21 protein-coding genes are annotated in these 25,121 nt (G+C 72.7%); 9 read left to right on the forward strand and 12 right to left on the reverse strand.

The window, feature by feature from the left end:
• Positions 1–46 precede the first annotated feature (46 nt).
• Both ACQEVC_RS15970 and ACQEVC_RS15975 read right to left on the reverse strand, forming a co-directional pair.
• Positions 47–778: a class F sortase gene (locus tag ACQEVC_RS15970; protein WP_432877886.1), complete on the reverse strand. Its 732-nt coding sequence runs from the start codon at positions 776–778 to the stop codon at positions 47–49.
• Complete coding sequence (locus ACQEVC_RS15975; protein ID WP_432877889.1) at positions 762–2,183, reverse strand: hypothetical protein; 1,422 nt, start codon at positions 2,181–2,183, stop codon at positions 762–764. The genes ACQEVC_RS15970 and ACQEVC_RS15975 overlap by 17 nt, the downstream gene beginning before the upstream one ends.
• Before the next feature lie 789 nt (positions 2,184–2,972).
• Here ACQEVC_RS15975 and ACQEVC_RS15980 point away from each other — a divergent pair.
• A complete protein-coding gene (locus tag ACQEVC_RS15980; protein WP_432877891.1) occupies positions 2,973–4,712 on the forward strand; it encodes a glycoside hydrolase family 6 protein in 1,740 nt (579 codons plus the stop codon).
• Between the two features lie 124 nt (positions 4,713–4,836).
• On the opposite strand, the gene ACQEVC_RS15985 is transcribed toward ACQEVC_RS15980, so the two are convergent.
• The 6 genes from ACQEVC_RS15985 to ACQEVC_RS16010 all read right to left on the reverse strand — a co-directional run bounded on the left by ACQEVC_RS15985 (position 4,837) and on the right by ACQEVC_RS16010 (position 9,870).
• Positions 4,837–5,205 (reverse strand): hypothetical protein, encoded by a 369-nt coding sequence (locus ACQEVC_RS15985; protein ID WP_346260544.1) that lies wholly within the window; start codon positions 5,203–5,205, stop codon positions 4,837–4,839.
• A gap of 135 nt (positions 5,206–5,340) precedes the next feature.
• Positions 5,341–5,619 carry a hypothetical protein gene (locus ACQEVC_RS15990; RefSeq protein WP_432877894.1) on the reverse strand — a complete coding sequence of 93 codons (279 nt, stop codon included), beginning with the start codon at positions 5,617–5,619 and terminating at the stop codon, positions 5,341–5,343.
• Positions 5,620–5,681: 62 nt separating this feature from the next.
• Positions 5,682–7,313: a sodium:solute symporter family protein gene (locus tag ACQEVC_RS15995; protein WP_432891444.1), complete on the reverse strand. Its 1,632-nt coding sequence runs from the start codon at positions 7,311–7,313 to the stop codon at positions 5,682–5,684.
• Positions 7,314–7,523: 210 nt separating this feature from the next.
• Complete coding sequence (locus ACQEVC_RS16000; protein WP_432877897.1) at positions 7,524–8,957, reverse strand: hypothetical protein; 1,434 nt, start codon at positions 8,955–8,957, stop codon at positions 7,524–7,526.
• A gap of 14 nt (positions 8,958–8,971) precedes the next feature.
• Positions 8,972–9,562, reverse strand: a complete 591-nt coding sequence (locus ACQEVC_RS16005) for a hypothetical protein (RefSeq protein WP_432877899.1) — start codon at positions 9,560–9,562, stop codon at positions 8,972–8,974.
• On the reverse strand, positions 9,550–9,870 hold the full coding sequence (locus tag ACQEVC_RS16010) for a hypothetical protein (RefSeq protein WP_432877902.1): 321 nt from the start codon (positions 9,868–9,870) through the stop codon (positions 9,550–9,552). Before ACQEVC_RS16010 ends, ACQEVC_RS16005 begins: the two co-directional genes overlap by 13 nt.
• Positions 9,871–10,173: 303 nt before the next feature.
• Here ACQEVC_RS16010 and ACQEVC_RS16015 point away from each other — a divergent pair, with 303 nt between their 5' ends.
• The 5 genes from ACQEVC_RS16015 to ACQEVC_RS16035 all read left to right on the forward strand — a co-directional run bounded on the left by ACQEVC_RS16015 (position 10,174) and on the right by ACQEVC_RS16035 (position 16,325).
• Positions 10,174–11,484 (forward strand): MFS transporter, encoded by a 1,311-nt coding sequence (locus ACQEVC_RS16015; protein WP_432877905.1) that lies wholly within the window; start codon positions 10,174–10,176, stop codon positions 11,482–11,484.
• A 495-nt stretch (positions 11,485–11,979) separates the two neighbouring features.
• Entirely contained in the window at positions 11,980–14,937 is a 2,958-nt protein-coding gene (locus ACQEVC_RS16020; RefSeq protein ID WP_432877908.1) for a nitrate- and nitrite sensing domain-containing protein, read from the forward strand.
• Positions 14,938–15,360 carry a roadblock/LC7 domain-containing protein gene (locus ACQEVC_RS16025; RefSeq protein ID WP_432877910.1) on the forward strand — a complete coding sequence of 141 codons (423 nt, stop codon included), beginning with the start codon at positions 14,938–14,940 and terminating at the stop codon, positions 15,358–15,360.
• Complete coding sequence (locus ACQEVC_RS16030) at positions 15,350–15,742, forward strand: DUF742 domain-containing protein (RefSeq protein WP_432877913.1); 393 nt, start codon at positions 15,350–15,352, stop codon at positions 15,740–15,742. Before ACQEVC_RS16025 ends, ACQEVC_RS16030 begins: the two co-directional genes overlap by 11 nt.
• Positions 15,723–16,325 carry a GTP-binding protein gene (locus tag ACQEVC_RS16035; protein ID WP_432877915.1) on the forward strand — a complete coding sequence of 201 codons (603 nt, stop codon included), beginning with the start codon at positions 15,723–15,725 and terminating at the stop codon, positions 16,323–16,325. The genes ACQEVC_RS16030 and ACQEVC_RS16035 overlap by 20 nt, the downstream gene beginning before the upstream one ends.
• Before the next feature lie 99 nt (positions 16,326–16,424).
• On the opposite strand, the gene ACQEVC_RS16040 is transcribed toward ACQEVC_RS16035, so the two are convergent.
• From ACQEVC_RS16040 to ACQEVC_RS16055, 4 genes are all read right to left on the reverse strand, one after another.
• On the reverse strand, positions 16,425–17,084 hold the full coding sequence (locus ACQEVC_RS16040; protein ID WP_432877917.1) for a LutC/YkgG family protein: 660 nt from the start codon (positions 17,082–17,084) through the stop codon (positions 16,425–16,427).
• Positions 17,078–18,550, reverse strand: coding sequence for a lactate utilization protein B (locus ACQEVC_RS16045; protein WP_432877920.1), 1,473 nt, complete (start codon positions 18,548–18,550; stop codon positions 17,078–17,080). The genes ACQEVC_RS16040 and ACQEVC_RS16045 overlap by 7 nt, the downstream gene beginning before the upstream one ends.
• A 100-nt stretch (positions 18,551–18,650) precedes the next feature.
• Positions 18,651–19,394, reverse strand: a complete 744-nt coding sequence (locus tag ACQEVC_RS16050; protein WP_432877923.1) for a (Fe-S)-binding protein — start codon at positions 19,392–19,394, stop codon at positions 18,651–18,653.
• Positions 19,385–20,116 carry a GntR family transcriptional regulator gene (locus ACQEVC_RS16055; protein ID WP_432877925.1) on the reverse strand — a complete coding sequence of 244 codons (732 nt, stop codon included), beginning with the start codon at positions 20,114–20,116 and terminating at the stop codon, positions 19,385–19,387. The genes ACQEVC_RS16050 and ACQEVC_RS16055 overlap by 10 nt, the downstream gene beginning before the upstream one ends.
• A 146-nt stretch (positions 20,117–20,262) precedes the next feature.
• On the opposite strand from ACQEVC_RS16055, the gene ACQEVC_RS16060 reads away from it, so the two are divergent.
• From ACQEVC_RS16060 to ACQEVC_RS16070, 3 genes are all read left to right on the forward strand, one after another.
• Positions 20,263–21,315, forward strand: a complete 1,053-nt coding sequence (locus tag ACQEVC_RS16060) for a lactonase family protein (RefSeq protein ID WP_432877927.1) — start codon at positions 20,263–20,265, stop codon at positions 21,313–21,315.
• A 240-nt stretch (positions 21,316–21,555) separates the two neighbouring features.
• Positions 21,556–23,265: a substrate-binding domain-containing protein gene (locus ACQEVC_RS16065; RefSeq protein ID WP_432877930.1), complete on the forward strand. Its 1,710-nt coding sequence runs from the start codon at positions 21,556–21,558 to the stop codon at positions 23,263–23,265.
• Positions 23,266–23,604: 339 nt separating this feature from the next.
• Positions 23,605–25,089, forward strand: a complete 1,485-nt coding sequence (locus ACQEVC_RS16070) for a sugar transferase (RefSeq protein WP_432877932.1) — start codon at positions 23,605–23,607, stop codon at positions 25,087–25,089.
• Positions 25,090–25,121 lie beyond the last annotated feature (32 nt).

Genomic DNA, 25,121 nt, shown 5'->3' on the forward strand with positions numbered 1-25,121 from the left:
CCGCTGTCCCCCGAGGCCCGGACCTGCCGGGCGAGCGCCGTCCCGGCTACCCGGCGAGCCGGGCGAACGCGATTACGTTGTCCGGATAGGAGCCGACCCGCTCGTCGAAATCCCCGCCACAGGTCACCAGGCGCAACCCCGGCTCGTCGGTCGGGCCGTAGACGAGTTCGGTGGGAAAGGCCGTCTTCGGGTACGACTTCACGCCGTCCACCACGAAGGTGACCAGGCTGCCGTCCTTCCGGATCACTTCGATGGCGTCCCCCGGCAGCAGGGCGCCGAGCTGGAAGAAGACCGCCGGTCCGATCTCCTTCGAGTCGACGTGGCCGACGATCACGGAGTTGCCGGCCTCACCCGGGGTCGGACCCGGTTGGTACCAGCCGGCCAGCTCCGCTTTGGCCAGCGGTGGTACCTGCACCATGCCGTCCGGGGTGAGCCCCACCGGCATGATCGTCGCGTCCACGCCGATCTTCGGAATCGTGATCTTGATCGGTTCCGACCTGGCCAGTACCGGTGTGGCGCTGGTGCCGCCTTCCGGTGCCGGCGTGGCTGACGGTGAGGTACCCAGATCCGAGCCGGTCGCCGCCCGGTCCAGGTGGTTCGGTGCGGCACCGGCGCTCGGCTGCGGCGCCGAGGTCGGTTCCGGCGCGTTGAGAGCGGCCCCGATCAGGCCGGCGCCGACCAGGGCCAGGAGGGCGACGAGGACGGTGCCGGCGACCCGCCACGGTTTCCCGTGGCGGCCGCCGGCACCGCTCGCCGTCGCGTCAGGCCGCCGACTCATCGGTACGGCGCTGCCGCATCAGCACCAGTCCGCCGAGTCCGGCCAGCCCGAGCATCCCGACACCCGCGACCGCGAGGTTGTCGCCGCTGCCCGAGGCCGCCCCACCGTCACCGCCGTCGACCCAGCCCTTCGGCAGGATGATCAGCTCACCCTCGCCGCACGAGCCCTTGAGTTCGTACGATCCCGGCTTGGCGTCCCAAGGGATGGTGACGCTGTTCCAGTACTCGTGGCCGGCCTTCCTGTCGGTCCAGCCGTCCTTCTCGTGCGTCCAGCCGTCCTTGCCGTCCTCGGCCTTCCCGCTCTCTTCCCAGCCGTGCTTGCTCGGCTCGGCCTTCTCCCAGCCGTGCCTGGGGTCCTCGGCCTTCTTGTTCTCTTCCGAGTTGTGCTTGCCTGGCTCGGCCTTCTCCCAGTCGTGTCCGGAGTCGTAGGCCTTCTTGTTCTCTTCCGAGTTGTGCTTGCCTGGCTCGGCCTTCTCCCAGTCGTGTCCGGAGTCGTAGGCCTTCTTGCTCTCTTCCCAGCCGTGCCCACCGTCGTCCCGCGCCATCCCGCCGGTACCGCCCGGCGCCGCCGGTGCCGGTTGCCCGTTCGGCGGCTGGTAACCCTCGGCGGGCTGCTGAGGCGGGCCGCCCACCGAGGGGGACGGTACCGAGTCGGCCGACGGGCCAGGTGCCGCCGGTGCCCTCTCGGCGGTCGACGGAGCGGATTCGGCACGGGGAGCCCCGTTCTCCGTCGGGGCCGCCCCCTGCTTGTGCTCCTTGTAGCGGCGGTACTCCTGGTACTCCTGGTACTCCTTGTACCTCTGGAACTCCTGGTACTCGCTCTCCTTCTTGTAGTCCTCTCCGCCCTGGTGGCCGCCTGAGTCCTCGGACTTGTCGGCGTATCCGCCGTCCTCGGCCTTCTTGTCGTCCTCCCAGCCGCCCTTGCTGTCTTCGGCCTTCTTGCTGTCTTCGGCCTTCTTGCCGTCCTCCCAGCCGCCCTTGCTGTCTTCGGGCTTCTTGCTGTCTTCGGGCTTCCTGCTCTCCTCGGGCTTTTCGGCGGGCTTGTAGTCGTCCTTGTGGTCTTTGGGCTTCAGATCCACCTTTCCGGTGATCTTCGACCACAACCAGGCGTGCTTCTGCGCCTCGGGGCAGACCTCGACGAACTCGACCTTGTCCCCGGGCTTCGCCGCATGCGGTTTCGCGAAGACCCGACCAGAGCTGTCCTGCTGGTACCCCTCCGGGTGGTAGCCGCCGTCCGCGAGGGCGGCCGAGGGGGAGAAAACGAGTAGCGAAGCGCCGCCGAGGGCGGCTCCAGCGATCATCTTGCCGAGGAACTTCTTGGACATGACTTTCGTCATCCTTCCCTCTTGCCTCAGCTCGCCGGGAGACGAGCCATGACCGAGATTAACGAATTTGTGAGCTTTCATCGGATTTTTTCGGCTTTTACCCGAACGGGTGGGGAAGGCATCCGGAGGCGCTGCCTGGGAAGCTCTGGTGGGTACCGGACGGCGCGCACCTGGCTGCGTCCGCTAGGCGGGACAGCGCCGATTCCGCTACCGGGTCCTCGCTCGGGGGTAACGGGTGCCGAGCGGCGGTTGTGCCGTGATCGGGCCGGTCCGGGGGATCGGGTGCAGTCCATCCGGTTCGTGCCCGCCCGCCGTCGGGCCCGCGATGCCTCCCGACCGGTCACGCTTCCGCTGTGCACGGGTCCGTCGGTCGCCCGGGGCGGCCGGTCGACCCGTTCACCGCATAGCGGGCACGGCAGATCCCGGCGCCGGTCATCGCACCGGGTAGACCGGCTCCCGAGCCGGGACCGGGGGCGGGGGTGCGGGGTAGGATCCGGTCCGGAGTCGGTCCACTGTGCCTGGCCGGCCGTGCCACCGCAGGTCGCGGCCGACGACGGGCGACGGCCGGCGCGAGCAGGGAATCGTCATCCATCACTGTCGGGGTGTTGTGGTGGAAGCGCTCCCATGCAAGAATTCATCCACTGTGCTGGGGGAGCCACACCGCGCAGCAGACGCCGAGGGCAGCCGGTTCACCGGACGGCGTCAACACGGCCGCTGACCGCGGTCGGCACCACCACCAGTTGCGCCCGTCCGGGTCGGGCATACCGCAGTCCCCCATGGCGTCCACGGACGTACCCACCTGACGCGAGTCCGTGTTACCGCCGCGCCGGTCCGCCTGACGTGACCGGCTGGCCCAAGGAGATCAGTGGCATGAATTTACGGAGTAGATTGTCCGTCCGGCAGAAAGCCGTCGCGGTGGCCGGTGCGAGCGCTTTGGTCGCCGCCGGTCTGGTCACCATCCCGGCTTCGGTGGCCCAGGCGGCCCCCGGGTGCAGCGTCACCTACAGCACCAACCAGTGGCAGGGTGGTTTCAGCGCCAACATCACCATCCGGAACGTCGGTGACGCGATCAACGGCTGGACCCTCCGCTTCAGCTTCGCGGACGCGAACCAGCGGGTGACCCAGGGCTGGTCGGCCAACTGGACCCAGTCGGGCACCCAGGTGACCGCGACGAACGTGTCGTGGAACGGCAACCTGGCCACCGGCGCCTCCACCGGCATCGGGTTCAACGGTTCCTGGAACGGCAGCAACCCGGCGCCGACGTCCTTCAGCGTCAACGGGACGGCCTGCAACGGCACCACGCCGACCGACCCGCCGACCGGCAACCCGACCAACCCGCCGACCGGCAACCCGACCAGCAACCCCGCGGCGCGGGTGGACAACCCGTACGCGGGTGCCAGCGGCTACGTGAACCCGGAGTGGAAGGCCAAGGCGGAGAGCGTCTCCGGCGGCAACCGGATCTCCAACACCCCGACGGGCGTCTGGCTGGACCGGATCGCCGCGATCGAAGGCACCCCGGATAGCAGCTCGAACGGCCCGATGGGCCTGCGGGACCACCTGGACGAGGCGCTGGCGCAGGGTGCCGGCTACATCCAGGTCGTCATCTACAACCTGCCCGGCCGGGACTGTGCGGCGCTGGCCTCGAACGGCGAGCTCAAGGCCGACGAGCTGCCCAAGTACAAGACGGAGTACATCGACCCGATCGCGGCGATCATGGCTGACTCGAAGTACAGCAGCCTCCGGATCATCACGATCATCGAGATCGACTCGCTGCCGAACCTGGTCACCAACGTGGCGCCGCGGGAGACCGCGACGGCGCAGTGCGACACCATGAAGGCGAACGGCAACTATGTCAAGGGTGTCGGCTACGCCCTGGCCAAGCTCGGTGCGGTCCCGAACGTCTACAACTACATCGACGCCGGTCACCACGGCTGGATCGGGTGGGACGACAACTTCCGGGCCTCCGCGCAGATCTTCGCCGAGGCCGCCCGCGCCGAGGGCAGCACCCAGGCCAACGTGCACGGCTTCATCGCCAACACCGCCAACTACTCGGCCACGCTGGAGCCCTACCTCAACGTGACCGAGCAGAACCGGCTCTCGAAGTGGATCGACTACAACCGGTACGTGGACGAGCAGCGGTTCGCCCAGGCTCTCCGCACCGAGCTGGTCTCGCAGGGCTTCTCCAGCGGCATCGGCATGCTGATCGACACCTCGCGTAACGGTTGGGGCGGCTCGGACCGGCCCACCGGCCCGGTCACCTCGGGCACCGTCGACGAGCAGGTCGACGGTTCCCGGATCGACCAGCGGATCCACCTCGGCAACTGGTGCAACCAGAGCGGCGCCGGCCTCGGCGAGCGGCCGCGGGCAGCTCCGGCCAGCGGGATCGACGCGTACGTCTGGATCAAGCCTCCGGGCGAGTCGGACGGCTCCAGCACCGAGATCGAGAACGACGAGGGCAAGGGCTTCGACCGGATGTGCGACCCGACGTACACCGGTAACCCGCGTAACCAGAACAACATGAGCGGCGCGCTCTCGGGCGCCCCGATCTCGGGTGCCTGGTTCCCGGCGCAGCTCACCGAGCTCATGCAGAACGCCTACCCGGCGCTCTGATCGGCTGGTAGCAACTGGGGCAGCAACACAGCGACACCACAGGGCGGTCCCCGTCCGGCGCGTCACACGCCGGGCGGGGACCGCCGGTGCTGCTCCGGCCGGCTGCTCCGGCCGGCTGCTCCGGTCAGGGCACCGTCTTCTCCACCGCGGCCGCCGTACCCTCCCGGTCCAGTTCCTCGCTGGCCCGCCGCACGTTCTCCGGGGTCGGGTCGCGGCCCTGCGCCATCGCCAGGTCCTCCGGGTCCCACGGCTGTTCGGCCCCGGTACGCGTGTCGCCCGCGCTGCCCGCGCCCTGCCCGTGCGGATCGCCGAGCAGGTCGTCGGTGGGCGGAAAGTCGCCGGGGACGTCCTCCGGGTCCACGAAGTCCGGGTTCTCGGCCCTCGGTCCGCCGTCGGAGGCGAGCTGCGGTACGGCGGTGTCGTCCTCGATCGCGGCGGCCACCTCCGGGCTCTCCTCCAGCGGCCGGTTGCGGGTCGGATCGCGCTCCGTCATGTTTGCTGCCCTCCTGTCCGGATGCGACGTGCGGCTGACCGGTCCTCCGGTTCGACTACCCCGGACGACCCGCGCCATGCCTTTCCCCACCCGTCACCACCCACCCCGGTCCGGTCCGGGCCCGGCGGCACGACGTCACTCCCGGTCGATCGGGCGCAGCCACTGCCAGAGCAGGAAGCCCAGCCCGAGTGCCAGCATGGCCAGTCCGGCCCAGAGGTTGATCCGGATGCCCTGGGCCTTCTCCACCGCCGACGCGCCGTCGAAGACGCCGACCAGTCCGACGATCACGCCGTACGCGACGAACAGCCCGCCGATCACCCGGCGGATGTCGAACAGCCGGGCGGCCGCCGACTGGCGCTCCTGCTCGGCGGAGTCCGGCGGCGCTCCGCCCGGCGGCCGGTTCTGGTCTTCCATCGCCTCGTCCCTTCTCGCTGTCGGCGTCGACCGTCCCGGTTGGACGCCTGCGGTGCGGCCCCTCAGAGCACCGGCAGGTAGAGCAGTGCGGAGAGGGCCAGCGCGATCCCGCCGAGCAGCAGCGGCGAGCGGTACCAGCGGGCGTCGCCGGCCAGCAGGGCCTGCCGGCCGTCCGTGCCGGCGAGCCCGTACACCAGGCCGCGAAGCTCGTCGTCGGGCTTGCGGGAGGTCAGCGGGGTGAGGATCGCCGCGACGATCGCGACCAGCACGAACGCGACGCCGGCACCCCAGAAGCTCTCCTCCAGGTCGGAGTCGAACGGCAGCACCCCGGCCTTGTAGAGCAGGTAGGTGGCGAGCGCGCCGAGGGTGCCGGTCAGCAACGACCAGAACCCGGCCCAGGCGGTCATCCGCTTCCAGAACATGCCGATGATGAAGGTCGCGAAGAGCGGCGCGTTGAACAGCGAGAAGAGCACCTGGATGTAGTTCATGATGTTGTTGAACCCGGCCGCGATGAACGCGGTGCCGATCCCGACCAGCACCCCGGCGACGGTGGCGATCCGGCCCACCCGCAGGTAGTACCCGTCCGGCCGGTCCTTCCGGACGTACGCCTGCCAGATGTCGTAGGTGAAGACGGTGTTGAAGCCGCTGACGTTGGCCGCCATGCCGGCCATGAACGAGGCCAGCAGGCCGGTCACCGCCACCCCGAGCACGCCGGTCGGCAGCAGGTCGCGCATCAGCAGCGGGATCGCGTTGTTGTAGGTCAGGTCGCCGGTCTCGGCGCCGAGACCGTTGACGGTGACCACCGCGACCAGGCCGGGGATCACCGTGACCAGCGGGATCACCATCTTCGGGTACGCCGCGATGATCGGCGTACGCCGGGCCGCGCTCATGTCCTTCGCCGAGATCGCCCGCTGTACCTCGGCGAAGTTGGTGGTCCAGTAGCCGAACGAGAGCACGAAGCCGAGCCCGAAGACGATGCCGATCCAGCTCGCGCCCAGCGGGTTGGCGGTGCTGCCGGTGTCCGCCCAGGTGTGCAGTCCGGCCTCGCCCAGGTCCGAGCCGCGCACGGCGTCCCACAGCCCGTCGATCCCGCCGACCTTGGCCAGCCCGATCACGGTGATCGGGACCAGGCCGGCGAGGATCACGAAGAACTGGAGCACCTCGTTGTAGATCGCCGAGGAGAGCCCGCCGATGGTGATGTAGGCCAGCACGATCAGCGCGCCGACCACGATGGAGAGCCAGAGCGGCCAGCCGAGCAGGGCCTGCATGATCAGGGCGAGCGCGTAGAGGTTGACCCCGGCGATCAGCACCTGGGCGACCGCGAAGCTGAGCGCGTTGAACAGGTGGGCGGGCCGGTTGAAGCGCAACCGGAGGTACTCCGGCACGCTGCGTACCTTGGAGCCGTAGTAGAAGGGCATCATCACGATGCCGAGGAAGACCATCGCCGGTACGGCGCCGATCCAGTAGTAGTGCAGCGTCATCAGGCCGTACTGGGCGCCGTTGGCGGCCATGCCGATGATCTCCAGCGCCCCGAGGTTGGCCGAGACGAAGGCGAGCCCGGTCACCCAGGCCGGCAGCGACCGGCCGGAGAGGAAGAAGTCCACGCTGGTCCGGATCGCCCGGCGGGCCGCGATGCCGACACCGAGCACGGTGCCGAAGTACAGCGCCAGGATCAGATAGTCGAGGGCGTTCATGTCCAGCCGCAGGCCGCTGTCCACACCGTCACCTTCGTCCGTACGCTCGGTCCGTCCGTTACCCGGTGCACACCTTCCGCCGGGGGCGAGGGGCCTACTACCCGAGGTGAAGAGTTTTCACGCCTCTGCCCGGTGGTGACTCCGGATCGCCGACGGCTCCCCGGCGCCCACCGTCGTCGGCGGGCATCGGGGAGCCGTCAGGGGGCCGGGCTACCGGCCGAGCAACCGGTCCAGGAAGTCCCGGTGCCGGCGTACCACCATCCGCAACCGCTCGGTGTCGGTCCCGCCGTCGTCCTGCCAGCCGGCGAGTTCGTCACGCTGTCGGGACAGGGCGGCGGTGACCGCCTCCACGGACTCCCGTACCAGCCGGTGGGCCTCCTCGGTGGCACCCGGCGGGTCGTCGACGAACCGGAGTTGCACCTCCCGCCAGCGGTCCCGGAAGCCCTGCACCGCCTCCTGGTCGAGGATCGCGACGATCGGCTCGGCCGGCGCGGCACCGGGCGGCAGCCCGCCGTCCGCTGTCCCGCCGGAATCCGTCGTGGCGGTCTCGCCTGTCGTGGCCGTCTCGTCCCGTCCACCGGCCTGCGCCGGGGCGCGGGTTCCGCCGGTCAGCGCGTCGGGATTGCCCGCGCTGAGCACGTCCGGGTTCACCGGGTGTGCCACCCCGACCGCCGAGCCCTCCGGCACGGGCCGGCCCAGCGGGTCGACCGGCGGATCGGGCTCGACACCGCCGGACGCCGGCGCGCCGGTCCGGGTGGCGGTGGCGGCGTCGGCCGCACCGAGGCTTCGGTCCGGTACCCCCTGCCGGGCGACCCCCTCAGCCCGTTCGTCGCCAACCCCCTCGGCCCGTTCGTCGCCGACCCCGTCGATCCGGTCGTCGGCCGGCCCGTCCCCGGCGCGGACCGTGTCCTCGTTGCGGGGGTCGCGGTGACTGCCGGCCAGCGCGGCGGCCGCCGCCGCGCCGCCGACGGTGGCGGCACCGAAGCTGGTGGGCAGCGGCGCCGGCTCGTGGAACTCCGGTGTGCCGGAGTCGTCCCGGGCGTCGCCGCGCTCCTCGTCGGCGTCGCCGGCCCGCTCCGGCCCGTCGATCCGGGCGGTGCCGTCCGGATCGACGGCCGCGTCCTTGCCGGTGGTGTCCGCCCCGGCCGCGTCCTTGCCGGTGGTGTCCGCTCCGGCGGTGGCGTAGACCGTCCCGGTGGGCTCGGCGGCCGGTTCGTCGGGGCCGCCGGCGGCGTCCGCCTGACTGGCGTCGGCCAGGTCACCCCGGTCACCGGTGCTTCCGGTGTCGTTGTCGGGGTCTCCGGTGCGGCCCGTCGCTGAGCGTTCGGGCAGCGCGTCGTCGTCCAGCGCCGCGTCCTCGGCCCGGTCGTCCGCCGACCGGCTCTCGCCGCGCCGGTCGTCCCGGGCGCGTGCGGCGGCGGCCGGGTCGGACGAGAAGGCCGGTCCCGAGCCGCTGGTGGCGAGGTCGTTGTCGTACGAGCCCCGCTCGTCGAGCGCGTCGGGACCCTGGTCGCCGGTGCCCTCCGGATACCGGCTCCGCCGATCCTCGGTCTCGCCGGCCTCGGCCCGACCCGGGCCGGTCGCCGTTACCGGCGCGGAGCGGGTCACGTCGGCGTCGCCGTTGTCGGTCTGCTGTTGACGCATGGCAGAGTGCCTCCTCACCGGCTCGGTACGTCCTGCGGGGTGTCCGGACGGGTCCCGTCCGAGGGCTGGCGTACGGGCTCCTCGCCGAGCAGGTCGGCGAAGAGTTCCCGGTAGTGCACGACGGCCTGGCGGAGCTGCTCGGTGCTGGCCTCGCCGCGCTCGTTGCGGAGCTGGATCTCGTGCGCGTCCCGGTAGTGGGTCAGGGTGCGGGCGTGCTCGACGGAGAGGTGGGCGAGCTGGTCGTCGTACTCGCCGATCGGATAGCCGCGCTCGGCGATCAGCCGGGTGACCAGTTCGTCCGCCGCCCCCACCGCCTCGGCCGGGGAGTCGACGAACCGGGCCTGGATCTCCTCCCAGTCGGCCGCGTAGCGCTGGCGGGACTCGGCGGAGAGCGGAGTGAGCGTCAACTCCGCGTGCCGGCGTTCGCGCTCCCGCAGTTCGTGCTCGGCGGCGGACCGGCTCTGCTGCTCGGCGACCACCCGGTCGTACTCCGGGCCGAACCGGCTGCGCAGGGCGCGGCGGCGGCTGGCCACCCAGATGGCCGGTACGGCTGCCGCGACGGCGAGGACCACTAGGACGATGAGGACGACTTCTATGGGCGACATGGCTCCTCCTTCGTCTCCTGGTATTCCCGCTGTGCCCTGATCACCAATCCAGATCGGGCACACTTTCGTGCCGGCCGGCGGGAACCGGCTCGCAGCGGTAGGAACCGCCCGTAGGGGGCCTGAGCGGGAAAACTGTCCGGAACGGCCGGGCGGGGACGCTTGTCCGGCTCGCCGCCGAGCACGCCGAGCACGCCGAGCACGCCGAGCACGCCGAGCACGCTGAGCACGCTGAGCGCTCCGAGCGCTCCGGGCACGTCGGGCACGTCGGGCACGCCGGGCACGCCGGGCGCTCCGAGCACGTCGGGCACGTCGGGCACGTCGGGCCGGCGGTCGGCTGTGGCCCGCCGCGCACCCCGTGCGGACCCCTCCGGTGTCGAGATCGCTTGCCGGGACGGATCTGGCTGCCCGCCGGTTGGCCCGGACTGTCGCCCCGCGCCCCGCCCGGGGCGCATTTCCCGACTGCCACCGAGCCTGCCGACCGCCTAGACTGCCCGCATGACGCACCGACATTAATTTCCCGCCGGAGGCCGGCCCGGCCCGCGCTGCCGGGGCCCGCCCGGGACGTCCGTGACCCGATTTCCGAGTCCGGATCGTCCCCGTGGGAAGGCCTCATGCCCGTCATCTCGTCACCCGCGCCGACAGCTCGCGCGCGTCGGTTGACCACCACTTTCTACCTTTACGCGTTCCTGGACGACTTCGTCCTGCTCTACCCGGTGTACGCGCTGCTCTTCACCGACACCGGGCTCTCCGTCGCGCAGATCTCCTCGCTCTTCGTCATCTGGTCGCTGACCGGGATCGTCCTCGAGATCCCGTCCGGGGTCTGGGCCGACGCCGTGTCCCGGCGGCTGCTGCTCGGCGCTGCCCCGCTGCTCGGCGCCGTCGGCTTCGGGCTCTGGGTCGCGGCACCCTCCTACTGGGTCTTCGCGCTCGGCTTCGTGCTCTGGGGCGCACGGGGTGCGCTCCAGTCCGGCGCCTCCGAGGCCCTGCTCTACGACGAACTCGACCGGCTCGGCCTGGCCGACCGGTACGGGCGGGTGATCGGCCGGGCCAGCACCGTGAGCCTGCTCGGCGCGCTGCTGGCCATCGCGGTCGCCACCCCGGTCTTCGCGGTCGGCGGCTACCCCGCGGTCGGGGTCGCCAGCGTGCTGGCCAGCCTGCTCTGTGCGGCCGTGGGGCTGGCACTGCCGGAACACCGGGCACCGGCACCGACCGCTCTCCGGCCCGCCGGGCCGGAGACCGTGGACCCCGGGTCCGGTGGAGGGCTCGGCGGCAGCGCCGGGGCATCCGGTGACCTCGTACGGCTCACCCCGGCACCGGTCGCCGAGACCGGGGCGCCCGGCCAGCTCGCGATCCTGCGGGTGGCGCTGGCCGAGGCCCGGAACAGCCCGCCGGTACGCCGGGCCCTGCTGCTCCTGCCGGCGATGGTCGGCATCTGGGGCGGACTGGAGGAGTACGTGCCGCTGTTGGCCGGCGACGTCGCTCCGGCGGCCGGCGTGCCGCTGCTGGTGTTGCTGGTCTGGGCCGGGGTGATGCTGGGCGGGCTGCTCACCCCGCTCGGGCAGCGGCTGACGGCGCGACGGTTCGCCGGCACGGTCGGGGCGGCCTCGATCGCCCTGGCCGTGGGTGCGCTGACCGGCCGACCGGCGGGCTTCGTACTGGTGGCGGCGGCGTTCTGCGCCCTGCAGATGGCCAGCCTGGTGGCCGACGTACGCCTCCAGGAGAGCATCGGTGGGCCGGCGAGGGCCACGGTGACCTCGCTGGCCGGGCTCGGCACCGAACTGGTCACCATCGGGGTGTACGGCGGGTACGCCCTCGCCTCGACGGTCGCCGGGCACGGTGTGGTCTTCGGACTGCTCGCCCTGCCGTACCTGGCGCTGGCGGTCGGGCTGCGCCGGGCCGGAGCGGGGCGGCACCGGCGGTAGCCGGTCGGCCGGTGGCCGGGTGGGCCGCGCCGCCGCCGGTGACGCCCGGGATCGCCGTCCCGGAGTGATATATCCGGCAGGAATTGCTGGTGGGGGTGGGTCGGTCCGATCGGCCCATCCCCGGTCACCGCAATGGCCATCCCGGTTGTCGGGGCGGCCGACCCGGCCCCGGCCCTGGCCCGGCCGTCGCCGCCACGGCGGCCGTACGGGCGCGTTTCCGGCGGTCACCCGGCGGATCTGATCGGCATGTCTGGATGGGATCGGCGGCGCCCCTGGCCGACCCCATCGATGGGTGTCGAGATCAATTGAGGAAGACAGTCATCAATCTATTTTCCAGATTGGATCAACTAGAAGCCCCTCGTGCGGTAGTGCACACGGCGTGGATTACGTATCCTGCCGAAGGCACGCGCGCCCGTGACCCTCGGACTCTGGCCGGAGCCGCCGGGCCGCCGGTGCGGGTGTCGACCCTGACATATCCCCTTCCGGCGAGGTCTGATGAAAACCCAGAACTGGCCGATCCGCTCGAAGATCGTCGCGCTGGTCGCCGTGCCGATCCTCGCGTTGTCGGCGCTCTGGATCTTCGCGACCACGCTCACCATCGGGCCCGCGTCGAGTCTGCTCGCCGCGCAGACCCTGCTGGACGAGGTCGGGCGGCCCGGCGAGGCGTTGGTGGTGGAGTTGCAGCAGGAGCGCCGGATCTCGGTCCGGCAACTGGTCGACCCGACCGCCACCACGGCCCTCGCCGACCAGCGGACCCGTACCGACCGGGCGATAGCCGAGTTCCGGCGCCGGACCTCCGACGCCGACCTGCGGGACACCACCGGCGCGCTGCTCGACGCCCGGATCGACCAGTTGCTCACCGCGATCGACGCGTTGCGGTCCGGACGGGTCTTCATCGACCGGCGCACCGTCGACGCCAGCGGAGCGCTCGGCCTCTACAGCGGCGTGATCGATGCCGCGTTCCGGACGTTCTCCGCACTGAACACGCTGCCGGACGACACGCTCTCCCGGGAGGCGCGGAGCCTGACCGAACTCGGCCGGGCCCGCGAGGTGATGGCCCAGGCCGACGCGCTGCTCGCCGGGGCGTTCACCGCGGGGCGCTTCGCGCCGGGCGAGCACGCCCAGTTCGTCCAGATCGTCGGCACCCAGCGGTTCCTCTACTCGACCGCGACGGCGGAGCTGCCGGACGCCGACCGGGTGGCGTACCAGCAGCTCACCGAAGGGGACGGGTACGTCCGGCTGCGCCGGTTGGAGGACGACCTGATCAGCCGGGGTGGCGGCAGCACGCTGCCGGTCGACGCCCGGACATGGCAGAGCAGCTACGACTCCGTCCAGCGGCAACTGCGCGACTTCGAGCTGAGTGGTGCCGAATCGCTCACCGAGCGCAGTCGGCCGGTGGCTGCCGGCATCCTGCTCCGGTTGGGGCTCGCCGGCCTGCTCGGCTTCGTCGCCGTACTTCTCTCGGCGATCATCGCGTGGCGGATCGGCCGGTCCCTGGTCCGGCGGCTGACCAGCCTGCGCGCCGCCGCGCTGAACATGGCCGACGAACGGCTGCCCGACGTCGTCGGGCGGCTACGCAGGGGCGAGGAGGTGGACGTCGAGGCCGAGGCGCCACCGCTCGACTACGGGCAGGACGAGATCGGCCAGCTCGGCCAGGCGTTCAGCGAGGTGCAGCGCACCGCCATCGCATCGGCGATCGACGAGGCCGCGCTGCGCAGCGGTCTGCGGGACGTCTTCCTCAACATCGCCCGGCGCAGCCAGACCCTGCTGCACCGCCAGCTCGCGCTGCTGGACCGGATGGAGCGGCGGGCGGCCCAGCCGGACGAGCTGGAGGACCTCTTCCGGCTCGACCACATGGCCACCCGGATGCGGCGGCACGCCGAGGACCTCGTCGTGCTCGCCGGAGCGGCGCCGGGCCGGGGCTGGCGCAACCCGGTCTCCATCGTGGACGTGATCCGGGGCGCGATCTCCGAGGTCGAGGACTACGCCCGGGTCGACCTGGCCAACGTGGCACCGGCGGCCACTGCCGGCCGGGCGGTCGGCGACGTCATCCACCTGCTCGCCGAGCTGATCGAGAACGCGACGTCGTTCTCGCCGCCGCACACCCGGGTACAGGTCACCGGGCAGGTGGTCTCGAACGGGTACGCGATCGAGATCGAGGACCGGGGCCTGGGGATGGCCACCGAGGCGATCGAGCAGGCCAACCGCCGACTGGCCGACCCGCCGGACTTCGACCCGGCGAACAGCGCCCGGCTCGGGCTGTTCGTGGTCGCCCTGCTCGGCGCCCGGCACGGCGTACGGGTCCAGTTGCGTTCCTCCCCGTTCGGCGGCGTCACGGCGGTCGTGCTCATTCCCGGTGACCTCGTGGTACCCGACACCTCCACCTCCACCTCGACCGGTGACCGGGGCGACGGGTCCGGTGCGGAGCCGGACGCTACGACCCGGCGCACCGGCCCCGCCGGCCGGATCGCCGGTGGCGCGGACGGCTCGGAGACGATCGAAGTGCCGGCACGGTCCGGGCGGACCGCCCGGGTCTCCGCCGACGGCGACGAGCCGCCCGTGGAACCTGGCTCGACCACCGGGCTCGGGCCGCGGCGCAAGGCGGGCGCGGCCCTGGCGGCGCTGGTCGCCGCCAGCCGCCCGGAGACACCACAGCCGACCCCGGCGGCCGACGGCGCAGCGGAGCCGACGGCCGTCCGGACCGCGCCGGAGGCGCCTACCTCCGACCAGGCCGACTCCAGCGCCGACCCGGGCGCCGTCGATGACGGGCCGGAGGTCGCCCGGCGGTCCGGAGCACGGGCGCCGAAGGCCGGTACGCTGCGGCGGCGCGGCGTCGATCCGACCGCCGCGAACCCCACCGCGACCAGCACGACTCCGGCGACCGCCATCCCGACCGGCGCGGGCACGACGTCGCCGACCGCCGCCCCGGCCAGCACGACGCCGGCCGGGCCGGTGCCGCGTCCGGCGATGGACGACGACACCGTCGTCCTCCCGGTGGTACCGGCCACTGGCGGCGCGGTACCGGCCACTGGCGGCGCGGTACCGGCCACTGGCGGCGCGGTACCGGCCACTGGCGGCGCGGTACCGGCCACTGGCGGCGCGGTACCGGCCACTGGCGGCCCGGCACGCCCGGCCGCCGGCCCGGTCGGCGCGGACGGCCTGCCCCGGCGGATCCGGCAGAAGAGCCTCGCGCCGCAACTGCGCAACGGACCCGTGGCCGGCCCGGACCGGTCCGCGGGTTCCACCGCTGCTGCCGGCGCAACCGCCGACGGGGAGCCGGACGAGCCGCAGCCGCGTACCGCGGAGCAGGTCCGGGCGGTGATGGCCGCGTTGCAGTCCGGCACGGCGCGGGGACGGCGGGACGCCGAGGACCTGACGCGGCCCGGCGACACCTCCGAAGCCACCTCCCGGGTCACCGATCCGGGTGTCACGAATTCTGAAGGGGACGGGTGAGTGGTGCACACGACGAAGCCGGGTGCGGACCTCAGTTGGCTGCTCGACGACCTCGTGGAGCGCGTACCGTCCGCGCAGCAGGCCGTACTGCTCTCCGCGGACGGCCTGCTGATGGCCGCGTCGCAGGACCTGGGCCAGGAGGCCGCCGAACACATGGCGGCGATGGCGGCCGGCTTCCAGTCTCTGGCGAAGGGGGCCAGCCGGCACTTCCAGGCGGGGCCGGTCCGGCAGACCGTGATCGAGATGGAGTCCGCCTTCCTCTTCGTCACCGCCGCCGGTCAGGGCGCCTGTCTCGCCGTACTGGCCAGTGCCGCGTCGGACATCGGCGTCATCGCGTACGAGATGGCGATGCTGGTGACCCGGGTGGGGCAGAACCTGTCCGCGCCGAGCCGAACATCCCGGGCGCCGGCAGATGCGGAGTGACGCGCCCGGACCGCACCACGACTGGCTGGACGACGACGCCGGGCCGGTGGTCCGGCCGTACACGATGACCGGTGGTCGGGTCCAGCCGTCGGCGGGCCGGTTCGACCTGATGGCGTTCGTGGTGGCCGGGCCGCCGGACGAGGACGGCGACGACGGCCCGCAGCCGCAACCCGAACAGCGGGCGATCATCGCGCGGGCGCAGCAGCCGATCACCGTCGCCGACCTCGCCGCCGACCTCAACCTGCCGGTGGGTGTGGTCCGGGTCCTCCTCGGCGACCTGCTCACCAGCGGCCGGATCCTGATGTACGACCCACCCACCTCGCGCCAGTTCCCCGACGACGACATCCTCAAGGCGGTGGTCAATGGACTCCGGGCTCTCTGATCAGGGGACGGCGAAGCGGCGGATCCCGCTCGCCCTGAAGATCCTGATCGCCGGTGGCTTCGGGGTCGGCAAGACGACCCTGGTGGGCGCGGTGAGCGAGATCCGTCCGTTGCAGACCGAGGAGGTGCTCACCGACGCCGGGGCCGGCACCGACGACCTCTACGGCGTGGAGGGCAAGCAGACCACCACCGTCGCGATGGACTTCGGTCGGATCACCATCAACTCCGATCTCCAGGTCTATCTCTTCGGCACTCCGGGGCAGGACCGGTTCTGGTTCCTCTGGGACGAGTTGGCGTTCGGCGCGCTCGGCGCGGTGGTGCTCGCCGACACCCGCCGGCTCGCCGACTGCTTCCCGTCGGTCGACTACTTCGAACGCCGGGGCATCCCGTTCGTGGTCGGGGTGAACTGCTTCGACGGGGCCAAGCGGTTCAGCGTCGATGCGGTGCGCGGCGCGCTCGACCTGGACCCGGACGTGCCGGTCGTGCTCTGCGACGCGCGCAGCCGGCAGTCCGGCAAGGTCGTGCTGGTCACCCTGGTGGAGCACGTCGCCGCCCGCCGCGCCGAGCGGGTCTCGGCGAACTGACCACCCGGCCCCGCCGGTCGCCGGCCGGTGTCGGTCGGTGGCGGGCGGTCCGGGGCCGCGTTGCCGCGCGCCGTGCCGGCCGGGACCGCCGGCCGGGGTTCAGCCGGTGACCACCAGCACGTCCAGCCGGCGCGGCCCGTGCACGCCCTCCACCCGGTCGAGTTCGATATCGCTGGTGGCCGACGGCCCGGAGACCATGGTGATCGGCCGGGTCGGGTCGGTGAGCCGGGTGAGCGCCTCCGGCACCCCGCCGACCACCTGCGCGGCGTGGACCACGCAGAGGTGGTGGTCGGGTACCAGGCTGAGCAGCCGGCGCCCCTGGTCCGGTCCGCCGTCCAGCAGCAGCGTGCCGGTCTGCGCGATCGCCACCGCGCAGCCGGTGACCACGGCCACGCCCGGCGCGTCGAGGTCGGCCACCGTCAGCGGGTCCGGGTCGCCGTCCCGGCGGGTCCGGCCGAGGTACGCCGACAGCCACTCGGCCGGCGCCTGCGGCGGTACGACCACGGTCGGCACCTCGCCCAGCAGCTCGGCGAGCGCTCCGGGCAGCTCCTGCGGCCCGCAGCGGCGGACCGTGGCCCGGTAGTCGACCAGCCGGTCGACCAGCAGCTCGATCAGCTCCCCGTCCGGCGCCGTCCCCGTCGCGGTGCCGGGCGGTGGTGCGGTGCGGTAGTCCCGGGGGACCGGCACCACTCCGCTGGGCCGGACCGCCCGGATCCGGGCCAGGATCTCCTCCCGGGCCGAGCCGGGTACGGTCACCACCGGTCCTCCTTCTCGTTCGTGCGGCCCCGCCCGGCCCACCAGTCCCGGAACGTCTGGCTGGCCGGCAGCGGGGCGTCCCGGCTGGCGGTCCAGGCCGACAACGGCCACGGCAGCCGGCGTACCTGCCCGCGTGCGCCGGCGACCAGGCGCAGCGGGGCGGCACCGCGCCGGGCGGCCCGGAGCGCGGCAGCGTACCGGCGGCGGTCCCGCATCACCCAGGACAGCGCCCGCATCGCGGTGCGTTCCGCCGACGGCCGGCCCCGGCGCGCGTCCACGCCCCGCTGCCGCAGGTGCACGAGTACCTCGGGGATGTCGATCCGGACCGGGCAGGCGTCGAAGCAGGCGCCGCAGAGCGTCGAGGCGTACGGCAGGGTGCGGTTCGCGCCCGAGTCCGGCCCGGTCAGCTGCGGGGAGAGGATCGCGCCGATCGGGCCCGGATAGACCGACCCGTACGCGTGCCCGCCGACCCGCTCGTAGACCGGGCAGACGTTCAGGCAGGCGGAGCAGCGGATGCAGCGCAGCGCCTGCCGGCCCACCGGATCGGCCAGCGTCTCGGTACGCCCGTTGTCGACCAGCACGATGTGCAGGTCGTTCGGCCCGTCCCCCGGGGTGACCCCGGTCCAGAGCGAGGTGTACGGGTTCATCCGCTCCCCGGTCGAGGAGCGGGGCAACAGTTGCAGGAAGACCTCCAGGTCGCGGAAGGTCGGCAGCAGCTTCTCCACACCCACCACGGAGATCAGCGTCTCGGGCAGGGTCAGGCACATCCGGCCGTTGCCCTCGGACTCCACCACCACCAGAGTGCCGGTCTCGGCGACCGCGAAGTTGGCGCCGGAGATCGCCACCCTGGCGCTGAGGAACTTCGCCCGCAGGTGCCGGCGGGCCGCCTCGGCGAGCGCGGGCGGGTCGTCGGTGAGCGCGTCGAGGTCGACCCCGGGCATCCGGCTGGCGAAGATGTCCCGGATCTGCCGCCGGTTGTAGTGGATCGCCGGTACCAGGATGTGCGACGGGGTGTCGTCGGCGAGCTGCACGATCAGCTCGGCCAGGTCGGTCTCGACCGCCGCGATGCCGGCCTCGGCGAGCGCCTCGTTGAGGCCGATCTCCTGGGTGGCCATCGACTTGACCTTGACCACCTCGGTGCTGCCGGTCCGCCGGACCAGCTCGGTGACCACCGCGCACGCCTCGGCCGAGTCCCGGGCCCAGTGCACGGTGGCCCCGGCGGCGGTGGCGGCCGCCTCGAACTGTTCCAGCAGTTCCGGCAGGCGGGCCAGCACGTCGTCCTTGATCGCCGCGCCGGAGCGGCGCAGCGCCTCCCAGTCCGGCACCTCGCCGACCACCCGGAGCCGCTTGTCCCGGATGGTGTGGGTGGCCCGGCGCAGGTTGGCCCGGAGCTGCCCATCGGCCAGTTCGCGCCGGGCCGCCGTCGGAAACGGCAGCGGCGCGACGATGTTCCCGGTACCCGCGGTCATCCCCGCTCCTCGTTCGGTCCGGCGCCGCCGGGTGTCGACGGCGCCCGCTGCGGCCCGGTACCCCGCCGACCGCGCCCGGGCGCCGACCCGGCCCGCCCGGTCACGGCCGCTCCCCGGTGCTCGCCAGGATCTCCGCGTAGTGGATGGCGCGGGGGCCGCCCGGCCCGGTGCCGTCACGCCGGGACAGGCCGCCGCCGATGTGCGCCAGGCAGGAGTTGTCCGCCGCCGCCACGTACGCCGCCCCGGTGTCGCAGACCGCCGCGCACTTGTCGGCCAGCATCGCGGCGGAGACGTCGGCGTTCTTCACCGCGAAGGTGCCGCCGAAGCCGCAGCACTCCTCGGCACCGGCCAGCGCCACCAGGTCGAGGCCGCGTACCGCGCGCAGCAGCCGCAGCGGCCGGTCACCGAGCCGCAGCATCCGCAGGCCGTGGCAGGTCGGGTGGTAGGTCACCCGGTGCGGGAAGGCGGCACCGACGTCGGTCACCCCGAGCACGTCGACCAGCAGCTCGGAGAGTTCGTAGACCCGGGGCGCGAGGTCGGCGACCGCCGCCGCCAGGCCCGGGTCCGGACCGGCGAGCCGGGGGTACGACTCCCGCACCATCGCCACGCACGAACCGGACGGGGCCACCACGGCGTCGTACCGGCCGAAGGTGTCGACGAAGCCCCGCACCAGGGGCAGTGCCTCGGCCCGGTAGCCGCTGTTGGCGTGCATCTGCCCGCAGCAGGACTGCTCCACCGGGAACTCGACGGTGTGGCCGAGCCGCTCCAGTACGCGTACCACGGCCCGGCCGGTGGCCGGGTAGACCAGGTCGTTGACGCAGGTCACGAAGAGAGCTATCCGCATCGGGTTCCTTCGAAGAACGGCAGGTGCCGGTCGGCGGCGGCGAGCAGGTGGTCGCGGATGGCGGCGCCGGCGGCGTCCGGGTCGCCGGTGCCGACGGCGTCGACGATCCGCAGGTGCTCCCGGGCGCTGGTCCCGTAATGCGCGGTGGGGAAGTGCAGCCGGAACAGGTGCAGGTGGGCGCGGAGCCGGACCACCGCCGAGTGCAGCATCCGGTTGCCGGAGCGTTCGGCGAGCAGGTGGTGGAAGCGCGCGTCCTGCGCGGTGAAGGCGGCGATCGCGGCGAAGCCCTCGGTGCCGGGTACCTGGTCGGGCAGCTCGGCCTCGCGGCGGAGTTCGGCCAGCTCGCCGGCCGGCCCGCCGGACCCGTCGCCGTCACCGTCCCCGCCGTCGATGGGTCGCCGGGCGAACCGTTCGGCCACCCGCCGCGCCGAGGCGGTCTCCAGGATCAGTCGCATCTCCACCAGCTCGTCGAACTCGGCCCGGGTGAGCAGCGGTGCGGCGGTGTAACCGGCCAGCGGCCGTTTCCGGACCAGCCCGTCGGACTCCAGTCGGGCCAGGGCCTCGCGGACCGGGGTCGGCGACACCTCCAGCCGGCGGGCCAGCGCGTCGATGTTGATCCGCTCGCCGGGGGCCACGGCGTGGTCCATCACGAGGGTCCGCACCGACTCGTACACGTCGTCGGCGAGGGTGGTCCGGCGGGCTGGCCGGAGCAGGCCGTTCATGATCGAAGATCCTATAGGAAACCGTCGGCGGCCGGAAGATCGTCGAGCCCGGCCGGACGTGATCGTCGCTCCGGCGGAGGCGGGTTCTGGTTTGATCGTGCCGGAGCGGCGTGACCGGGTGCGGTCGGCCGGGAACGGGAGCGGGCATGTCCGACGGCGCGGGGATCGTCTACATCGGCTGCTACACCGGGCAGAGCGGCGGCCGTGGTACGGGCATCGTGGCCGCCCGCCGGGACGCCGCCACCGGCGGGCTCGACGTACTCGGCGTGGTGGCGAGCACGCCGTCGCCGTCCTTCCTGGCCCGGCATCCCCGGCTACCCGTGCTCTACGCGGTCAACGAGCTGCCGGAGGGCACGGTCAGCGCCTGGACGATCCACTCCGGCGGTGCGCTGACCCCGCTCGCGGTCCGGTCCACCGGTGGCGCCGAGCCGTGTCACCTCGCCGTCGACCCGGGCGGGGAGTTCCTCTTCGTGGCGAACTACGGCAGCGGCAGTGTCGCCGTACACCCGTTGGACCCGACCGGGGCGCCGGGTGACCGGACCGACCTGGTCAGGCACGACGGGCGCGGGCCCGTACCGGACCGCCAGGCCGGGCCGCACGCGCACATGGTCTCGCCCGACCCGGCCGGTACCGGGCTGCTCGCGGTCGACCTCGGCACCGACTCGCTCTACCGGTACGACCGCGACCCGCAGGGGCGGCTGCACCCCACCGGCCGGATACCGACCCGGCCCGGCACCGGCCCCCGGCACCTGGCCCGGCACCCGGACGGGCGGCGCTGCTTCCTCGTCGGCGAGCTGGACGCCTCCGTCACCGCGTACGCCTTCGACGACCACGGCCGGCCGGTCGAGCGGGCCCGGGTCGCGGCCAGCCGGCGGCCGGGCCACGTCCAGCCCTCGGAGATCGCGGTCGGCCCGGACGGCCGGTTCCTCTACCTGGCCAACCGGGGCGTCGGCACGGTCGCGGTGTTCGCGCTGGACGGCGAGTCGCCCCGCTATCTGGCGGAGGTCTCCGGCATCGGCGACTGGCCCCGGCACCTCGCCTTGCTCGGCGGGCACCTCTACATCGCGGAGGAGCGGGCCGACGCGGTGGCGGTCTTTCCGGTCGACCCCGACTCCGGGCTCCCGGCGGCGTCGCCCGGCCGGGTCGCGGTGCCGAGTCCGACGTGTGTACTCGGCGACCAATCCTTAATTTTGGGATAAATATCTATAAGATCTTTTTGGCGCGTGGTGGGCCGATGAGGCCCCGTTGGCCGGTATTCTCTACGTTCTGAGTCCGCTCGGCTACCTGAAGTGAACGCTTTTCAGAAAGTCTTTGCTGCCTCGGTAACATTCGGCCGTTCGCCCCTGGCACGACTTCGCAGAAGCCCTCAAGATGGTCAGGTGCCTGGCCGCCATCGCATGCGTAGAAATATCCGAGGGGCGGGCGCCATCGCCAGCGCGATGGCGCTCGTTCTTGTCGCGGTTGGAGGGTGGTATGGCTATCAGCAGTGGGCAGGCTCCGACTGCTCGGGCGAGCTGAAGCTCACCGTCGCCGCGGCGCCCGAGATCGCCCCCGCCGTCGAGAAGGCTGCGGCCGACCTGAGCGCCGACGAGACCGAGGTCGACGGCCTCTGCGTCGCCGTCGAGGTCACCGCCAGCGAGTCCGTGGACGTGGCTGCGGCCGTCGCCGGGCAGCACGGTGTGTCGCTGTCCGGGGTCGGACAGGCCAGCGGCAGCGCCGTACTGCCCAACGTCTGGCTGCCCGACTCCTCCACCTGGCTGCTGCGGCTGCGCCAGCAGGCTCCGGCGTTCGCGCCGCAGAACAACACCTCGGTGGCGCGCAGCCCCGTGGTGGTGGCCATGCCGGAGCCGCTCGCCGCCACGGTGGGCTGGCCGCAGAAGAAGCTCGGCTGGAAGGACCTGCTCGGCAGGATCACCACCGGTACCCAGCTCAAGACCGGCCTCGTCGAGCCGAGCCGGGACGCGGCCGGGCTGTCCGGGCTGCTCTCGCTGGCCATCGCGGCCCAGTCCGGCGGCGGGGTCCGGGCCCAGCAGGCGACCACGGCCGCCCTGCGGGCGCTGGCCACCGGCGCCTCGGCGGTCCGCGAGGAGCTGATCGCCCGCTTCCCCCGGGCGACCGACCAGACGTCCATCGCCCGCGGGCTGGGTGCCGCGGCACTCTCCGAAGAGGACGTCATCGAGTTCAACGCGACGAAGCCGCCGGTTCCGCTCGCCGCCCTCTACCTGGAGCCCGCGCCGATCTCGCTCGACTACCCGTACGCGGTGATGCCTGGCACCGAGCCGGCCAAGGGTGCGGCGGCGGAGAAGCTCTTCGCCGCGCTGGACACCGGGGCGTTCCGCCGCCAGTTGGCCGCGCAGGGGCTCCGGGCCCCGGACGGCACCTGGGCGGACGGCTTCGCGCCGCCCCGGGGCGCGCCGAGCCCGGCGGGCACCCAGCCGACGCCGACCACCCCGGCACCCAACCCGGGTGGCACCGCCGGTGGCGGTGACGGTGCGACGATCGAGCGGGTGCTCTCCAGCTGGGCCGTCGCCACCCAGTCCGGCCGGATGCTGGCGATCATCGACATCTCCGGCTCGATGTTCGAGAAGGTGCCGACCGCCAACAACGCCACCCGGATGCAGGTGACCCTGGAGGCGGCCAAGCGCGGCCTCGCGCTCTTCGACGACTCCTGGGCACTCGGCCTCTGGGTCTTCTCCACCGAGCTGAACGGCTCCCGCGACTACCGTTCGCTGGTGCCGATCGGCCCGATGTCCGCCCAGCGCGAGCGGCTGGAGAGCCAACTCGCCGGCATCACACCCAAGCGGGGCGGTGACACCGGCCTCTTCGACTCGATCCTCGCCGGCTACAAGGCCGTGCAGGAAGACTGGCAGCCCGGCCGGGTCAACTCGGTGGTGATGCTCACCGACGGCAAGAACGAGGACGCCAACGGGATCAGCCAGGCGCAACTGCTCGCCGAGCTGAAGCGGATCAACGACCCCGACCGTCCGGTCCAGGTGATCATCATCGGTATCAGTGCCGAGGTCAGCAAGGCCGAACTGGACTCGATCCCCAAGGTGACCGGCGGGGCCGCCTTCGTCACCGAGGACCCGGCGAAGATCGGCGACATCTTCCTCCAGGCGATCGCCCGCCGGCCGACCGCTCCGCGCTGACACCCGCCCCGGTCGGGCCCGCCGGCCGGGACCCCGCTCGACCGCGCCCGCCGTACCGGCCACCCGTGCCGGTACGGCGGGCGTCGCGCTGTCCGGTCGGCGTCGGAGTTCTGCGGCACGCCCGGAGGGCGCCGCCGAGACCTGGTCGACCGCGTCGCGTCCCGGCGCCAGCCCCGGGTACGTGAGCAGCCGGAGCACCGGCGACGCAAACAAGTGACAGTAATCCGTCGGAAGCTCTCGGTGATGCCCCCGGTAGGTGAAGATGTCGGGGTGCCTCCGGGCCGCTCCGTCAGGGCAGCGAGCGGCTGATCGGGTGCCCCCTGGAGCGAGGGAGGGCCGGTGACGTCGGCGACATTGCTGAGCCCTACCACCATGCCTCCGGAGCCGACCTCGGGGGCACCGGCATCGTCGTACCGGACGCGGCAGCGCGGCTACATCCGCGAACTGCTCGTGCTCGACACCGCCATCCTGGTGCTGGCGGTGATCGGCGGCTACTTCGCCCGGTTCGGTGGCGACGAGCCGCGCGGTTCCGACATCCCGTACGTGATCGTCGGCCCCGCCCTGGTGGTCGCCTGGCTGGTCTCGCTCAAGGCGTTGCGCTGCTACGACCACCGGGTGCTCGGCTACGGCGCTGACGAGTACCGCCGGGTCACCTCCGCCAGTCTGCGGCTCGCCGGTGGAGTCGCGATCGCCGGCTATCTCGCCGACGTCGGGGTCTCCCGGGGGTTCCTCGGCATCTCGTTCGCGGTCGGCACGGTCGGGCTGGTGATCGCCCGGTTCGCCGCCCGGAAACGACTGCACTGGTCCCGGTCCCGAGGGGCCGGCTGGTCCAGGCGGGTGCTGGCGGTCGGCGACACCGCGCACGTACTGGAGCTGGTGCACACGCTGCGCCGCGAGCCGTACGCCGGCTACCAGGTGGTCGGCGCCTGCATCCCGGACGCGCTGCTCGCGCCGGTGCCGCAGCGCCTCGGTGACGTGCCGGTGCTCGGCTCGTTCCGGGCGATCGTCGACGCCGCCGTGGCGATCAACGCCGACACGGTCGCGGTGACCGCCTCCAACGAGCTGACCGCCACCCGGCTGCGCCGGCTCGGCTGGCAGTTGGAGGGCACCGGGATCGACCTGGTGCTCGCCCCGGCGCTGACCGACGTCGCCGGGCCGCGGATCCACACCCAGCCGGTCGCCGGCCTGCCCCTGATCCACGTCGAGGCGCCCGAGTTCCGGGGTGCCCGGAAGGTCGTCAAGGCCTTCGTGGACCGGGCACTGGCGGCCACGGTGCTCGCGGTCGCCCTGCCGCTGCTCGCCGTCATCGCGCTCGCCATCAAGCTGGACAGCCGGGGGCCGGTGATCTTCCGGCAGATCCGGGTCGGCCAGGGCGGCCGGGAGTTCGGGGTGTACAAGTTCCGGACCATGGTGGTGAACGCGGACGCGCTCCTGGCCGAGCTGGCCACCAAGAACGAGACCGACGGCCTGATGTTCAAGATGCGGGTGGATCCCCGGGTCACCCGGGTCGGCCGGATCCTGCGCAAGTGGTCCCTGGACGAGCTACCGCAGCTCGCCAACGTGCTGTTCGGGCACATGAGCCTGGTCGGGCCGCGCCCGCCGCTGCCGTCCGAGGTGGCCCGCTACGACGGCGACGTCGCCCGCCGGCTGCTGGTGAAGCCGGGCATGACCGGTCTCTGGCAGATCAGCGGCCGATCCGACCTGAGCTGGGAGGACGGCATCCGGCTCGACCTCTACTACGTGGAGAACTGGTCGCTCGCCGCCGACCTGACCATCCTGTGGAAGACCTTCGGGGCGGTGGTCCGGACCCGGGGCGCGTACTGACCCCGGGGCCGGGACCTCCCCGCCCCGCCGGT

It is taken from the genome of Plantactinospora sp. CA-294935 (genome assembly GCF_050936445.1).
Lineage (GTDB): Bacteria > Actinomycetota > Actinomycetes > Mycobacteriales > Micromonosporaceae > Plantactinospora.